The sequence below is a fragment of the Polynucleobacter sp. AP-Capit-er-40B-B4 genome, from assembly GCF_018882245.1.
In the GTDB taxonomy this organism is placed as follows: domain Bacteria; phylum Pseudomonadota; class Gammaproteobacteria; order Burkholderiales; family Burkholderiaceae; genus Polynucleobacter.
In genome coordinates this window covers 928,763-944,694 of record NZ_JACVOV010000001.1, presented here as the reverse complement: position 1 = coordinate 944,694, position 15,932 = coordinate 928,763, and the positions used below count along the sequence as shown (strand labels likewise).

The 15,932-nt window shown below is 45.5% G+C and carries 13 protein-coding genes and 1 pseudogene; 4 read left to right on the top strand and 10 right to left on the bottom strand.

Annotation, left to right across the window (positions count from 1 at the left end; genetic code table 11):
• Nucleotide 1 precedes the first annotated feature (1 nt).
• The 3 genes from htpX to def are packed head-to-tail and all read right to left on the bottom strand — an operon-like array spanning nt 2 to nt 2,393.
• On the bottom strand, nt 2-868 hold the full coding sequence (gene htpX, locus ICN19_RS04795) for a zinc metalloprotease HtpX (protein WP_216245948.1): 867 nt from the start codon (nt 866-868) through the stop codon (nt 2-4).
• Between the two features lie 2 nt (nt 869-870).
• Nucleotides 871-1,869 (bottom strand): methionyl-tRNA formyltransferase, encoded by a 999-nt coding sequence (gene fmt / locus ICN19_RS04790; protein ID WP_216245947.1) that lies wholly within the window; start codon nt 1,867-1,869, stop codon nt 871-873.
• 8 nt (nt 1,870-1,877) lie between these two features.
• Nucleotides 1,878-2,393 carry a peptide deformylase gene (gene def / locus ICN19_RS04785; protein WP_216245946.1) on the bottom strand — a complete coding sequence of 172 codons (516 nt, stop codon included), beginning with the start codon at nt 2,391-2,393 and terminating at the stop codon, nt 1,878-1,880.
• 71 nt (nt 2,394-2,464) lie between these two features.
• Between def and dprA the strand changes: the two genes are divergently transcribed.
• Nucleotides 2,465-3,166, top strand: a complete 702-nt coding sequence (gene dprA, locus ICN19_RS04780) for a DNA-processing protein DprA (RefSeq protein ID WP_216245945.1) — start codon at nt 2,465-2,467, stop codon at nt 3,164-3,166.
• 196 nt (nt 3,167-3,362) lie between these two features.
• Nucleotides 3,363-6,041 (top strand): DNA topoisomerase III, encoded by a 2,679-nt coding sequence (locus ICN19_RS04775; RefSeq protein ID WP_216245944.1) that lies wholly within the window; start codon nt 3,363-3,365, stop codon nt 6,039-6,041.
• Here ICN19_RS04775 and mnmC read toward each other — a convergent pair.
• The 7 genes and pseudogenes from mnmC to rpmH all read right to left on the bottom strand — a co-directional run.
• Nucleotides 6,011-7,102, bottom strand: a pseudogene (gene mnmC, locus ICN19_RS10200) (FAD-dependent 5-carboxymethylaminomethyl-2-thiouridine(34) oxidoreductase MnmC); the annotation flags it as partial. The gene ICN19_RS04775 and the pseudogene mnmC overlap by 31 nt on opposite strands.
• Before the next feature lie 48 nt (nt 7,103-7,150).
• Nucleotides 7,151-9,016, bottom strand: coding sequence for a phosphoenolpyruvate carboxykinase (GTP) (locus tag ICN19_RS04770; protein WP_216245943.1), 1,866 nt, complete (start codon nt 9,014-9,016; stop codon nt 7,151-7,153).
• Nucleotides 9,017-9,106: 90 nt separating this feature from the next.
• Nucleotides 9,107-10,468, bottom strand: coding sequence for a tRNA uridine-5-carboxymethylaminomethyl(34) synthesis GTPase MnmE (gene mnmE, locus ICN19_RS04765; protein ID WP_216246049.1), 1,362 nt, complete (start codon nt 10,466-10,468; stop codon nt 9,107-9,109).
• Nucleotides 10,469-10,510: 42 nt separating this feature from the next.
• Nucleotides 10,511-12,184 carry a membrane protein insertase YidC gene (gene yidC, locus ICN19_RS04760; protein ID WP_216245942.1) on the bottom strand — a complete coding sequence of 558 codons (1,674 nt, stop codon included), beginning with the start codon at nt 12,182-12,184 and terminating at the stop codon, nt 10,511-10,513.
• A 10-nt stretch (nt 12,185-12,194) separates the two neighbouring features.
• Nucleotides 12,195-12,416 carry a membrane protein insertion efficiency factor YidD gene (gene yidD, locus ICN19_RS04755; RefSeq protein WP_216861292.1) on the bottom strand — a complete coding sequence of 74 codons (222 nt, stop codon included), beginning with the start codon at nt 12,414-12,416 and terminating at the stop codon, nt 12,195-12,197.
• A gap of 19 nt (nt 12,417-12,435) precedes the next feature.
• Nucleotides 12,436-12,753, bottom strand: a complete 318-nt coding sequence (gene rnpA / locus ICN19_RS04750; RefSeq protein WP_255536929.1) for a ribonuclease P protein component — start codon at nt 12,751-12,753, stop codon at nt 12,436-12,438.
• A gap of 8 nt (nt 12,754-12,761) precedes the next feature.
• A complete protein-coding gene (gene rpmH, locus ICN19_RS04745) occupies nt 12,762-12,896 on the bottom strand; it encodes a 50S ribosomal protein L34 (protein WP_011903922.1) in 135 nt (44 codons plus the stop codon).
• Nucleotides 12,897-13,118: 222 nt separating this feature from the next.
• Here rpmH and dnaA point away from each other — a divergent pair, with 222 nt between their 5' ends.
• Together dnaA and dnaN are read left to right on the top strand one after the other, a co-directional pair.
• On the top strand, nt 13,119-14,543 hold the full coding sequence (gene dnaA / locus ICN19_RS04740) for a chromosomal replication initiator protein DnaA (protein ID WP_255536928.1): 1,425 nt from the start codon (nt 13,119-13,121) through the stop codon (nt 14,541-14,543).
• Between the two features lie 263 nt (nt 14,544-14,806).
• Complete coding sequence (gene dnaN / locus ICN19_RS04735; RefSeq protein WP_216245940.1) at nt 14,807-15,922, top strand: DNA polymerase III subunit beta; 1,116 nt, start codon at nt 14,807-14,809, stop codon at nt 15,920-15,922.
• Nucleotides 15,923-15,932 lie beyond the last annotated feature (10 nt).

Here is a 15,932-nt window from a genome sequence, read left to right as displayed (position 1 = left end):
ATTAATTTGCTCCGGGGTATGCCCCGTTTTTAGCCATATGCATTAAGCGTGCCACCCGCTCTTCAGTAGGAGGGTGGGTTGAGAAAAGTTGCGCAAGTCCGCCAGCAGTAAGAGGATTCAGAATCATCATCTGCGCTGTTTCTGGATGCTGCTCGACAGCCTGAAACGGAATGCCTTGAGCATAGTTATGAATTTTTTCTAGTGCGTGTGCAAGCGCCTCAGGATCAGAGCTAATTTCTGCACCGCCGCGATCGGCCTCGTATTCCCGCGCGCGCGAAATGCTCATCTGAATCAAGCTTGCCGCTATTGGTGCCAATATCGCCACCATCAAACTCGCAATTGGATTGTTAGGTCTGCCCTCAGAATCGCGTCCGCCAAAAAACATCGCAAAGTTAGCTAATGCTGAAATTGCTCCTGCCATAGTTGCAGCCACCGTTGAAATCAAAATATCTCGATGGCGGACATGTGCAAGCTCGTGAGCCATAACGCCGCGCAACTCACGATTCGAGAGGATTTTTAAAATCCCAGTTGTTGCCGCAACGGAGGCATTTTCTGGATTGCGCCCTGTTGCAAAAGCATTTGGGGCATCCTCGTTAATCAAAAATACTTTAGGCATCGGCAAGCCAGCCTTCTCGGCCAACTCCTTCACCAATCCATAAAACTGGGGCGCAGATCTTTCGTCGACCTGTTGTGCATTAGTCATCTTCAACACCATGGTGTCTGAAAACCAATAGCTAAAGAAATTCATGCCGACAGCCATCAACAAGGCCATCAACATCCCCTGCTCGCCACCCAGCATGCCACCAACCACAATAAATAATGCGGTAATTGCTGCCATCAAAACAGCAGTCTTTGCAAAATTAAACATTTCTACCCCTTTGACAGAAAATGCAACTGTTTTTGACCAACGCCAATTGACTGTAGACAGGTTTTGGCGTCTATTTTTTTGCCGCCAGGTTTTTGCATATGCATCACCTCAAGGATGCCCTCGCCACACTGAATATATACGCCATCACAACTAAACCCAAGAACATCACCAACGCTTCCGGTTGAGCCTATCACCCCCATCTCCGGAACCCTGGAATCCCAAAGCTTCACTACCAGCCCATTAACCTGACTGGTGGCCCCAGGGAAAGGATTAAAAGCCCGAATACGTTGATCAATTTCTGTCGCACTTAAAGACCAATCAATTTCTGCTTCGCTCTTTAGTATTTTTTCAGCATAAGTAATGCCTTCATTTAATTGTGGCGCCCGAATCAAATCATTACCTTGCTGCAAGGTATCTAAAGTTTTAACAATCAAATCAGCGCCAAGCTGTGCCAATCGATCATGCAAGCTGGCGCTTGTTTCATCGCGCGCAATAACAATCTCAGCATCCAAAACTACATCACCAGTATCAAGGCCCGCATTCATTTGCATAATGCACACGCCCGTCTTTACATCTCCGGCTTCAATCGCACGCTGAATTGGTGCGGCACCACGCCAACGAGGAAGCAATGAGGCATGAATATTAAAACTGCCAAACCTTCCCGGTCGCTCGCTAATATCTAAAATTTCTTGGGGCAAGATCAGCCCATATGCAACAACAACCATCGCATCAAACTCAGTTGAGGAGAGGTGCTCATAGGCTTCCTCGGCTTGTGCTTTTTTTTGTGGATCAGCACTGGTGCATCTTAATGTTTCTGGCTGTAATACAGGAATATTGTTTTCTAAAGCAAACTCTTTAACCGGGCTTGCTTGCAGATGCATGCCCCTGCCAGCACGGCGGTCAGGCTGAGTGAAGGCCAAAACAATTTCATGCCCAGCAGCGTGGATTGCACGCATTGCTTCCGCAGCAAACTCCGGGGTTCCAGCAAAGACAATTTTCATTGGGGCGCTTAGCGCTGACCTACTAATTCTTTAGCGCGCTTCTTCATTTTTTGTGAGATACGAGTTCGCTTGAGAATTGATAAATATTCAACAAATACTTTCCCTTGCAAGTGATCTAACTCGTGCTGTAAACAAACGGCCAACAAGCCATCAGCATTTATTTCAAACTCTTTACCGTCAACATCTAATGCCTTAACTCGAATTTCTGCTGGTCTTTCAACTTCGTCATAAAACTCAGGGACAGACAAACAACCTTCGCGCCAAGATTTTGTTTCCGCACTTGCCCAAATAATTTCCGGATTAATAAAAACCATCAACTCGTTTTGCTCATCAGATACATCGATCACTACGATGCGCTCATGAATATCTACCTGAGTTGCCGCCAAACCAACGCCGGGCGCCTCATACATAGTCTCAGCCATATCAGCGACAATTTTTTTAATGCGCGCGTCAACCTGCGCAACCGGTTTTGCAACCTTATGCAAGCGGGGATCTGGATAACAAAGAACGTTTAACAAAGCCATATAAGAATTATCCAACAGAGCTATCAGTCTGTCCTGATTGTTCTAATTCCCCTATGGCACAAAATTGATTTATGCAAATAACGCCTGTGCCGACTAACGCCATCCGCATCGATCGTGAAAGTGGTGACTATCCACGCCGCCTCTACGATTTAAACGACCCTCCAGACTCGCTCTATATATATGGAGACCCCGCTCTTTTAAAGAAGCCCATGATTGCCATCGTAGGCTCAAGAAACGCCAGCCCCGAGGGTTTAAAAAATGCCCGTCAACTTGCGCAGGAATTGGCCCAAGCTGGGGCGCTTATTGTTTCTGGGATGGCCCTGGGCATTGATAGCGCAGCACACCACGCCGTTATTGAGCTTGGGCCTGGCCACTTTACCGCCGCCATACTTGGCACTGGCATAGACCTTGTTTATCCCCGCCAAAATATCAGCCTTTCACAGGCTATTGGACAACAAGGGCTGCTGGTGTCGGAACTACCCATGGGGACAGGCCCCAAAGCATGGCACTTTCCCAGGAGAAATCGCATCATTGCGGCTCTATCGCTAGGCGTTGTAGTCATAGAGGCGGCCAAGAGGTCGGGCTCCCTCATTACGGCGCGTTTGGCTGCAGACCTGGGAAGAGAGGTTTTTGCCCTTCCGGGCTCTATAAGTAACCCCAATTCAATAGGATGTCACCTGCTGATTCAACAAGGCGCAAAACTGACCTTTAGGCCAAGCGACATACTTGAGGAGCTCAATATTTGCTTAAAACCCTCATTTAAACGGCTTTAAAGCAGGTTTTTGCTATAACAATAGGCAATCTGTTGCTTCCAAAATAGGTGAAAAATGGGTGTTTTTGGACTTTTCTTAATTTATCGGTTAATAATAAAAAAGGGGCATGTAGTTAGCTGGGTCCTATTTAAATATAAATCGACCCTCAGTTTTACCCCGTAAAACATCATTTTTAGCTCAAATTTAGGCAAAACGCGTGGCAACTAAAGCAACTACCAAAAAAAGCAGTTCAAAGACTACCGCAGGGGACCACCCGAAGGCGCTCATCATTGCGGAGAAGCCCTCTGTTGCCAACGACATTGCCAAAGCCCTAGGCGGCTTTACAAAATATGAAGATTATTTTGAAAGCGATGAATTTCTAATTTCTTCTGCTGTAGGCCATTTGTTAGAAATCGCTGCTCCAGAAGAGTTTGACGTAAAACGTGGCAAGTGGTCTTTTGCCAACCTTCCAGTGGTGCCCCCTTATTTTGATTTGCGTCCGATTGCCAAAACAGAGTCACGCTTAAAGGTTTTACAAAAGCTTATTAAACGTAAAGACGTCACCGCACTGATTAATGCATGCGACGCGGGGCGCGAAGGCGAGTTGATTTTCCGTTTGATTGCGCAACATGCAAAAGCATCGCAATCCATTAAACGCTTATGGCTGCAATCGATGACACCAGCAGCAATTCGTGATGGCTTTGCCAACTTACGAACCGATGAAGATATGCAACCTCTTGCAGACGCAGCGCGTTGCCGTTCTGAAGCCGATTGGTTGGTTGGCATTAACGGCACGCGCGCCATGACTGCATTTAATAGCAAGAGTGGTGGTTTCTTTTTAACTACGGTAGGTCGTGTTCAAACCCCAACACTCTCCATTGTGGTTGAAAGAGAAGAGCTCATTCGGAAATTTATTTCTAAAGACTACTGGGAAGTGAAAGCAGAATTCATTGCTGCAGCAGGCGTCTATGAAGGCCGCTGGTTTGATCCGAAATTTAAAAAAGATGCTGCCGAGCCAGATGCGCGTGAGAATCGCCTATGGAGCGAAGCAGCTGCGCAAAGCATCGTAGCGGCATGTCGCGACAAAAAAGCAAACGTAACCGAAGAGGCCAAGCCAGCCACACAGCTTGCCCCGCAGCTATTTGACTTAACTAGTTTGCAACGCGAAGCAAATGCACGCTTTGGCTTCTCTGCAAAAAATACATTAGGTCTTGCACAGGCTTTATATGAGCGTCATAAAGTATTAACGTATCCGCGAACTGATGCAAAAGCGCTGCCAGAAGATTATCTGGATACGGTTAAACAAACTATGGAGAATCTTTCTGAGAATTCTCAAGACTATCGTGCATTTGCGAAACAAATTCTGCAAGGCGATCCTAAGGATCCAAAAGCCAAGGCAGGCTACGGATGGATTAAACCGAACAAGCGTATTTTCGATAACTCCAAAATTTCCGATCACTTTGCGATCATTCCAGCACTAGAAACGCCAAAGAATTTGAGCGAGCCCGAGGCAAAGCTCTACGATTTGGTAGTGCGTCGTTTCCTGGCGGTCTTTTATCCTGCTGCAGAATTCCGCGTTACTACACGCATTACTGAGGCGTCTGGACACCACTTTAAAACTGAGGGGCGTGTTCTCGTAAACCCAGGCTGGCTAACGGTCTACGGCAAATCTAATCAGGCGGATGATGAGCTAGTTCCCGTTCAAGAGGGCGAATCGGTCCAAACAGAATCTATTGCTGCCGTGCCATTAAAAACAAAGCCGCCAGCACGCTATACAGAAGCAACATTGCTCTCTGCAATGGAAAGCGCTGGTAAGTGGGTAGATGATGATGAAATGCGCGAAGCCATGGCTGAAAAAGGCTTGGGCACTCCAGCAACACGCGCGGCAATTATTGAAGGCCTGCTGGCTGAAAAATATATCGTGCGCGAAGCGCGTGAGCTAATACCAACAGCCAAAGCATTTCAGCTGATGACTTTATTGCGCGGTTTAGATGTTGAAGAGCTTACTCGCCCCGATTTAACTGGCAGTTGGGAGAACAAACTTTCTCTCATCGAGCAAGGCAAGATGAATCGCGATACCTTCATGCAAGAGATCGCGCAAATGACTCAGCGCATCGTTAAACGCGCTAAAGAATACGATAGTGACACTATCCCTGGCGACTATGCCACCATGACCACGCCATGCCCGCACTGTAAGGGTCCGGTAAAGGAAAACTACCGTCGTTTTGCTTGCGAAAAGTGTGGCTTTACTATCAGCAAAACACCGGGTGGACGTGCATTTGAATACCCTGAAGTTGAAGAGTTACTGCGCGAAAAAACAATTGGCCCTCTGCAAGGATTCCGCAGCAAAATGGGTAGGCCATTTGCAGCAATTATTAAGTTGAGTGAAATTCCAGAGGACGATAAAGACTATCCAAATGCTGGTTTCAAACTAGAGTTTGATTTTGGTAACGCACAAGATGACGAAACTGAAGCGGTAGATTTCACAGGCCGCCAAGCTTTAGGGGTTTGCCCAAAATGTTCTGGTGCTGTTTATGAAGATGGCATGCGTTATGTTTGCGAAAACAATACTGGCCCAAGCAAGTCATGTGACTTCAAAACAGGGAAGGTTGTTTTGCAACAAGAAGTGTCTGCAGAACAAGTTCAAAAATTATTGAAAGAGGGCAAGACCGATCTTCTGACCAACTTCAAGTCGAACCGTACTGGGCGTGGGTTTAAGGCCTACTTAGCCTTAGATTCGACGGGCAAAATTGGCTTTGAATTTGAGGCCAAAGCACCCAAAGCGGAGGGTGTCGCTAAGGCCCCTGCAAAGAAGCGAGCAGGCGCAAGTGCAGCAACCAAATCAGCTGCAAAACCAAAGCGCGCAAGTAAAGCAAAGTCATCCTCTAGTAGCTGAGCAGTAATCAGCTTAGCCGCTAGAGCGGACCACAAAATTCCTCGCGACCCCAAGGCAGTTGCCAGAAATATTCCCGGGCGCTGAGCGAGGGCGCCGATGATAGGCAATCGATCGCCGGCAACGCAGCGAACGCCCACAAATTCACCAACTTTCACCAACGAGCAAAGATCGCCATCTTCATAGGCTATTAGGCCCCGGGCCTGCTCACGATTAAAGTCATCGCTTTCATCTCTCGGCGCAAGATCGTCCTCACCCTCGTCAAAACTGGAGCCCACAATCCATTGATAACTGCCGTCCTCAAAACGTGTCGCGGGCAAACAATATCCATCACCCGAAATACCAACGCTTGGCAACCTTTTAGCCCAAGGATCTCCTTCTTGAACCGAGAAAATGCTGAGTTGTCCACGTACAGGCCTTAAAGGCAGGCGAATATCAATGCTGATCATTAACGACTTGGCTGCCATGGCGCAAGCTATAACCACCTTGTCTGCCGAGGCGATCATCTGGTTTTGTGCATCAAATAAATGCCACGTATTAACGCTCTTTTCAAGGCGAGTAATGCGCGTATTCCAAACGGAAGTTAGCCGATCGTGATGCTTCAGTAGTTGTTTACTTGCTTCGTTTAAATTTAAACCGGCACCTCGCGGCAACCAAACACCGCTTTGCTCAATTCCACAAACTCGCTGCGCCTCTTTAGCATCCATGGCCATTGCCATATCGACATCAAGATCTAAGGAGTGAAGATACTCCATCGTTTGTGCGCGATCAAATACTTTGTCTTTTTTGGTCGGCTGAAATATTCCATGCTGTTGCCATACATTTTTCCAGCGCGCTTCCGCAAGCAAAAATGCAATGCGCGTTAGACGCAATAAACGTGGAGAGCCTTTGCCAATATGGGGATGAGCAATCGCATAAGCATGGCTGGAACAAGCGGTAGCTGGCGATGCGGCGGCGTCAATAATACAAACCGCTTTGCCCCGCTCGAGCAACTCATTTGCAATGGTTGCTCCAGAAATGCCTGCCCCAATCACCACTATTTCATGGTGTTGGGGTTTGGTCATTTAATAAATCTAGATAAAACGTTTGTGCTTGATAAAGACTGATCAGTATTAAGCATTCAAACGTTGTTCGATCTTAGAGCGAGTCTCTTTCAACTCTTTTGGCAAACGATCGCCAAGGTGTTCGAACAATTCTGTGTGAAGCTTAAGCTCATTCTTCCAATCATCAATTCCAACATTGATTGCTTTGGTGAACTTCTCCGCTGAGTAATCAAGGCCGCCCCAGTGCATATCTGCGTACTCTGGAGTAATGCCAAACGGTGTTTCTTTGCCGCTAGCTTTACCTTCGGCACGATTCAAAATCCAAGAAAGAACGCGCATGTTTTCGCCGAAGCCAGGCCATACAAACTTGCCATTTTCGTCTTTGCGGAACCAGTTCACACAATAGATCTTCGGCAATACAGCGCCTTCAGCTTCCAGTTTCTTGCCAATATTTAACCAATGCTGGAAGTAGTCACTCATGTTGTAACCAGCAAACGCAATCATTGCAAATGGGTCGCGACGCACAACACCAATTTGACCGGTAATTGCCGCGGTTGTTTCTGAGCCCAATGTCGCGGCCATGTAAACACCCTCAACCCAATCGCGCGCTTCGCTAACCAAAGGCACAGTGTTTGAACGGCGACCGCCGAACAAGAAAGCGTCAATTGGAACGCCTGCAGGATCATCCCAGTTCGGATCAACCGCTGGGTTATTGGTTGCAGCAACAGTGAAACGTGAATTTGGATGTGCAGCTTTACGACCAGCAGCGCCATCAGCAGGAGTCCAGTCTTTACCTTGCCAGTCGATCAAATGTGCTGGAGGAGTTTCTGTTAAACCTTCCCACCAAACATCACCATCATCAGTCAAACCAACGTTAGTGAAAATCACGTCTTGGTTCAATGAGTCGATACAGTTTTGGTTTGTTTGACGATTAGTTCCAGGGGCTACACCAAAATATCCAGACTCAGGGTTGATCGCAAATAAACGGGTTTTACCAGTGACAGGGTCTTTACGTGGCTTAATCCAAGCAATGTCGTCACCAATGGTAGTTACTTTCCAACCATCGAATCCTGCTGGAGGAATCATCATGGAGAAGTTGGTTTTGCCGCAAGCAGATGGGAATGCCGCAGCAATATGGTATTTCTTACCCTCAGGTGAAGTTACACCCAAAATCAACATGTGCTCAGCCAACCAACCTTGATCGCGACCCATGTTCGATGCAATGCGTAAGGCAAAACATTTTTTACCCAACAATGCATTGCCGCCGTAGCCAGAGCCAAAGGACCAGATCTCACGAGTTTCTGGGTAATGAACGATGTATTTGTTTTTGTTGTTAGGCCATGCAACATCTTTTTCGCCGGCAGCCAAAGGTTTGCCAACAGTGTGGATACAAGGAACGAACTCGCCGTCAGCGCCCAACTGATCGATAACTGCTTTGCCCATACGAGTCATCAACTTCATATTGATTGCAACGTAAGGGCTGTCAGACAGCTCAACACCAATGTGTGCGATTGGAGAGCCGATTGGGCCCATTGAAAATGGCACAACATACATTGTTCTGCCGCGCATGCAGCCATCAAACAATGGATTTAATGTTGCACGCATCTCGCTAGGCTCAACCCAGTTATTGGTTGGGCCAGCGTCTTCTTTCTTGGCAGAACAAATAAAGGTGCGGTCTTCAACACGCGCCACATCTTCAGGATCAGATAAAGCTAAAAAGGAATTTTTACGTTTAGCAGGATTAAGGCGCTTAAATACACCCGCTGAAACCAACAACTCGCAAAGCTCATCGTACTCAGCCTGTGAGCCATCACACCAACGAATGGCGTCAGGCTTGGTCAGGGCGGCAACCTCGCCAACCCACTCAATTAAACGCTTGTTTTTTACGTAAGCTGGCGCATTTACATTGATTTGGCCGCTGCTAGTTGAAGTCATATGTTTCCCTATGAAGATTGAATTTTTTAATCCAGCAATTTTATCATTTTGGGTGAATTTTTACCCCCGCCCCCACACCGCACAAACCCTTTACTTGCCAATACAGAATTGACTGAAGATTTTGCCCAAGAGGTCGTCCGGGAGCAGTTTGCCAGTGATTTCACCAAGGTGTTTTTGCGCTAAAGATAGCTCTTCTGCAAACAATTCAAGCGAATTGTTGCCATTTGAGGCAAATTGTTCTGATTTTTCAATATGTTCGGCGGCTCGCTCTATGCAGTCTAAATGCCTTCTGCGCGCCAAGATTGCGCCCTCTTGAGGGCCATCCCAACCCACGAGCTCCAAAATCTTCTGCTTCAACCGATCTATTCCAACCCCAGTTTTTGCGGAAATCAGCAAAGCTTGATCGGACGGCAATTTGGGAGACTCCGGCAACAAATCTGCCTTATTGACAACTTCCAGCACCGGACATTTAGAGGGTAATTCCTTCAAAATCTGGGCTTTTAGCTCATCTTCTTGGGTGCCCGCTTGGGCATCAGTTAAAAAAATCACCATATCGGCAAGGCGAATAGCATCCCAAGATCTCTCAATCCCCTTTGCTTCGACAATGTCGGATGTTTCCCTTAAACCCGCGGTATCAATGATGTGCATTGGGACGCCATCAACCGTGATGCTTTCCTTCACTCGATCACGGGTAGTTCCAGCAATGGGCGTAACAATGGCAACCTCTTCGCCCGCCAGCCGATTTAGTAGCGAACTTTTCCCAACGTTAGGAGCCCCAGCTAAAACCAGCTGGATCCCATCTCGCAAGATTTTTCCCTGTTTGGCGCCAGCCCGTAGGGTCTTTAGCTTTTCTTTTACAGCCACCAAACGTTGGCGCGCTTGAGCATTTTCTAAAAACTCAATCTCTTCCTCTGGGAAATCCAGGGTCGATTCAACCAAAATTCTGAGTTGTGTAATTTCTTCAATGAGATTATTAATATCATCGGAAAAAGCGCCCTGCAAAGAGCGCGCCGCTCCTCGCACAGCCGCTTCGCTTTGTGCATCAATCAAATCAGCAATTGCCTCTGCTTGAGTTAAATCGATCTTATTATTTAGATAAGCGCGCAAAGTAAATTCGCCAGGCTCTGCAATAACAAGCCCCTCGTCTTTTCCCAACTCAAGGCAGCGCTTTATTACCAACTCAAGTAGTTGTGGCCCACCATGACACTGAAGCTCTAAAACATCTTCGCCTGTAAATGAGGCTGGTCCAGCAAAGTAAATAGCAATAAGCTGATCAATTGCATCGCCCTGTTCGTCACACAGCGTTAATAGGTTAGCTTGACGCGGTGAAAGTGTTTTTTTAAAAAGAGAGTTTGCAATGGGCTGTAGATTTTGTCCGCTGATGCGAACAACGCCCACGCCAGCTTTACCTGGTGCGGTTGCGACAGCAATGATAGGCAATTTTCTCGTCATCATTGCTGTCTACTTATTACAAAGTTTTATGCAGCCCGCAAATTACTTAGCGGGCTTTTTTCCAAACATTTGGTTAATTTGCCACTGCTGTGCAATTGATAACAAATTATTTACTACCCAATATAAAACCAAGCCGGCAGGAAAGAAGAAGAACATGATTGAGAAAACAATTGGCATGTACATCATGACCTTCGCCTGAATTGGGTCCGGTGGCGTTGGATTCAATTTAGTTTGCACAAACATTGAGACGGCCATAATGACTGGGAGGATGTAGTACGGATCCGGCACAGAAAGATCGTGAATCCACAACACCCAAGGCGCCCCGCGCATCTCAACTGAAGACAACAAAACCCAATACAAGGAAATAAACACTGGGATTTGGATCAGCACTGGCAAGCAACCGCCCAGCGGGTTGATCTTTTCCTTGCGATACATCTCCATCATGGCTTGATTGAGTTTTTGTGGCTCACCCTTGTACTGCTCTTTCATGGCTACCAAACGGGGCTGCACTTCTTTCATGCGCGCCATTGATTTGTAGCTTGCAGCGGATAACGGAAAAAACACTAATTTAATTAAGATAGTCAAAAGAATGATTGACCAGCCCCAGTTACCAACATAAGAATGGATGTTATCCAAGAGCCAAAAAATTGGTTTGGCCAAAATAGTTAAGTAGCCATAGTCTTTCAACAACTCAAATCCAGGGGCGATAGTTTCTAAAACACGCTCTTCTTGTGGGCCAACAAATAACCTGGCCTTTTCCACAACCGAAGAACCTGAGGCAACCACACCAAGGGGAGTTTGCATACCAATTCGATAGAGACCATTGTCGATTCTGCCAGCGTAAATATCGCGTGCAACCTTGTCGGCAGGAATCCATGCGCTTGCGAAGTAATGCTGGACCATTGCAATCCAGGCTGGCTCACCAGCAGCTACTTGCGTAGGGATGGTAATTTTATTTTTATCAATTGCTGTGAACTCAAGCTTATTAAACTTTTCTTTATCCGTGTAGGCAGCAGGTCCAGTAAAGGTACTAGCAGAAAAGGCGCCATCAAAGGGTCCGATTTTTTGCTCTTGTGATCCGTCACGCACAATCTCCGTGTAAAGAACGAGTGGGTTTGGATTGTTTGTTGACTGGGTAACGCGATGCCCAACATCAACAACGTAGCTGCCCGGATTAAGAATGAATGTTTTTTCCAACTTAACGCCATTACGCTCACCAATAAAAACAGCAAACGGTCTGCCCGAGCCATCTTTGCCAGATTGAGCCAACTTAAATGCGCTGGTGTGGTTTGGAAGATCATTATTTCCAAGGGAAATTAATCCTGAGCGAGCAAAGTATTTATGTGTTGGCGTGTATTGGAATAATTCAACCGGCTTATTTTCTGCGGTCAAAGATTTCAATAGCTTTGCATCAACAACGTTTGCGCCGCTTGCGCTGATCTCTAACACCAAAACATCGTTCTGTAACGTGAACTTTTCTGCGCCTTCAATCGCGCCACCGCTTACGGCAGGTGTTGCAGCAACAGTTGGCGATCCTGAGATTTGAGCAGGAACATCAACCTTGTTGGCTACAGCTGATTTATCGGCAACCGCTGGGGCGCTGGCTGGAGCGCCACCAAATAAAGATGGCTTGCCTTCATGGACCTGCCAATTGTTGTAGAGCATAAGACCCGACATCGAGAATACAGCCCAAAGAATTGTTTTTTTAAAGTCCATTTACATTCACTTAAGTTGATGTTTTTGTATCTTTTAAAGCAGGATCGTAACCACCATGTGACCACGGGTTGCAGCGCAAGATGCGCCACACCATTAATCCAAGGCTTTTTAAAAATCCGTAATGACTAAAGCAGTCACAAGCATATTGCGAACAACTGGGTACGTATTTGCAGTGCATCCCTACATATGGACTTAATGTTAGTTGATAAATTTTTACCAACTTTATTGCCACATTGTTTAAAACACGCACCTTAAATTAACCCTGAAATTTGAGTGCGCAGAATTTCTTTTTCTTTTTTTCTAAGTCTGCCTCGCGTTTCGCGACCGATTGGCTTTTTAAGCTTAACAACAACATCTTTATTTAATGTGTTGGCTTGAGCCGCCCAAACCAATTCGCGAATCATTCTCTTGAGGCGGTTTCGGTCAACCGCTCTTTTGGCCAACTTCTTTGCTACAGCAACCCCCAAGTCAGGCTTGGCGCCCTCTTGGGTAGATGCAGCATATACACCCCAGTACAAGCTTGTCTGGGGACGTATTTTTAGTAATTCAGAAATCCTAGCGCTATTCAATGGCTAAATTAAACAGCCAAACGCTTGCGGCCTTTTGCACGACGTGCGTTTAAAACTGCGCGTCCGCTTTTGGTTTTCATACGAATACGAAAGCCGTGAGTGCGCTTGCGACGTGTTACTGAGGGTTGGTAAGTTCTTTTCATGATCGATCCCTGGAAAACCAAGTATTTTCCTTGTTGCAGAGCAAAAGGTCAATCTATCTTGATGAATATGTAGGTGTTTTTCTCTATTTTTGTCTAAATTTCTCTTAAATCATTAATTTAAATAGAGAATTTTCTATTATTCACAAGTTATCCACAGGTTTTCCACGTTTTTGTAGCTTGTGGATAACTTTGGGGGATCGCTACAATGGATCCTCCAAAAATATGAGCAACTTACACAATCCCCCCGCCTTGAATTCAATTAGCCCACTGGGGTTTTGGGATGATGCCGTTGGCATTTTATCTCGCGAACTGTCACCCCAACAGTTTAAAACATGGATTCAGCCCCTTACGCTATTATCTTTTGTTGAAAGTGATGACTCACTAACAATAGGGGCTCCAAACCGCTTTAAGTTGGATTGGATTAAGAAGACTTTTGCCGACCGCTTTCAAGAGTTGGCGTCTCAATACTTTGGTCGCCCCATAAATGTAGGATTTACATTGGCGACCGAGGCAAGTCCGGAGAGCAAAACAACCATCGCGCCCGAGGAGGCACAACAAAAAATTGTTGCTCCAGAAGTTTTGGAGCCTGTTATTTCTGTCGAGGAAGGGAATTTTGAGATTGAGGACCACTCGAAGCTAAACCCAAACCTCACATTCGAGACATTTGTAACCGGTAAAGCAAACCAATTGGCAAGAGCTGCGTCAATTCAAGTGGCTCACAATCCAGGCACTTCGTACAACCCGATGTTTTTATACGGTGGCGTTGGTTTAGGTAAAACGCATTTAATCCATGCGATTGGAAACCACCTTCTTAAAGAAAAACCTAACGCTCGAATTCGATACATACACGCTGAGCAATACGTTTCTGACGTAGTGCGGGCCTACCAACAAAAGGCTTTTGACCGCTTTAAGCGCTACTACCATTCGCTAGACCTACTACTAATTGATGATATTCAGTTTTTCAGTGGTAAATCGAGGACTCAGGAAGAATTTTTTTATGCCTTTGAGGCCTTGCTGAGCAATAAATCTCAAGTCATTATTACCAGCGATACCTATCCCAAAGAAATGGCGGGAATCGACGATCGCCTTATATCGCGCTTCGACTCAGGGCTAACAGTTGCGATTGAACCGCCAGAACTAGAGATGCGGGTTGCCATTTTGATGAAGAAGGCAATTAATGAGGGCATCCCCATGAGTGAAGATGTGGCCTTCTTTGTGGCAAAGCACCTTCGGTCAAATGTTAGGGAGCTGGAGGGGGCTTTAAGAAAAATATTGGCTTTTGTGCGCTTTCATGGCAAAGAGGTAACTATTGAGGTTGCTAGAACGGCCTTGAAAGATTTGCTTTCCATTCAAAACCGCCAAATTTCTGTAGAAAACATCCAAAAAGCTGTTGCTGATTTTTACAGCATCAAGGTTGCGGATATGTATTCAAAGAAGCGCCCAGCAAACATAGCCAGACCCCGCCAAATAGCGATGTTTATGGCTAAAGAGTTGACACAAAAAAGCCTTCCGGAGATTGGGGAGTTGTTCGGCGGCAGGGATCATACAACGGTTTTACATGCGGTTCGAAAGATTGCAGATGAGCGTGCGCATGACAGTCAGTTGAACCATGAAATTCACGTTATTGAACAAACCTTAAAAGCTTAATTTTGGCTTGTGGATAAGGCTGTGGACAACCCTAGGGATAAGTTTGGGGATTACATGTGGATAAATTGTGGAAAGTCTCAGCTTCATGCAAAAATAGGGTATTGATGAAAAGTTATCCCCGTTTTATGCAGTGCTTATACAAGAGTTTTCCACAGGTTTTTTAGCGTTTAAGGTGTTGTTTTATAGAGGGTTTTTGACTTATCCACGGATTTTCAAACCCTTATTACTATTACTACTAAGATATATACAAGGATTTAAAAGCAATGCAACTCGTTAACACTTCACGCGATAACTTACTAAAACCTCTTCAGGTTGTTAGTGGAATTGTTGAACGCAGACATACATTGCCAATTTTGGCAAATCTATTGTTTAAAAAAGTTGGTGAGAAAGTTTCTTTTATCTCTACTGATATTGAGATACAAATTACAACTAATGCCAATTTTGGTGTTGGTTCTGAAGATGTAACAACTACTGTTGCCGCAAGAAAATTGTTGGATATTTTGCGTGCTTTGCCTGAAGGCCCAGTTTCTTTAAATTTAAAAGATAACAAGATGGTGGTTCAGAGCGGTAAGAGTCGCTTCTCTTTGCAAACACTGTCTGCAACCGAGTTTCCTGTAATGCAAAGCGTTGGTGAAGTTACTGCTGCATGGAAAATGTCTCAGAAGAGCTTCCGTCAACTGATTAGCCAAGTGCATTTTTCAATGGCCCAACAAGATATTCGTTACTACTTGAATGGTATGTTGTTGGTTGTTGAGGGTAAGGATGTTGTTGCTGTTGCTACTGATGGCCATCGTCTTGCCTATTCACAAGTTGAGTTAGCTGAGGCACCATCTGGTTCAGGTCAGAAACAAGAGATCATTATTCCACGTAAAACCATTTTGGAATGTCAACACTTGTTGGAAGACTCTGATGAACCTCTTGAGATTAGTTTGACTGCAAACCAAGTGAAGTTTTCTTTTGGTGATATCGAGTTAATTTCAAAATTAGTTGAGGGTAAGTTCCCAGATTTCCAAAGAGTGATTCCTAAAGGGCAGAAAAACTCATTAGTGGTTGGTAGGGATGCATTGCAATCAGCTTTGCAACGTGCTGCCATTTTGACAACCGATAAATTCAAAGGTGTTCGTTTCTCTTTATCCCCCAATCGCATCACAATTCAATCAACTAACGCTGAACAAGAAGAGGCGCAAGAAGAGATTGAGACTGAGTACACAGGTGATGCAGTAGAGATTGGTTTTAACGTAAGTTACTTACTTGATGTTTTATCAAACCTTAAAAATGAAAAGATTCAAATTAGTTTGGGTGATGCGAACAGTAGTGCTGTAGTTACTCTGCCTGGCTCAGAGAGCTTTAAGTATGTTGTGATGCCAATGCGTATTTAACTTAGAAAAA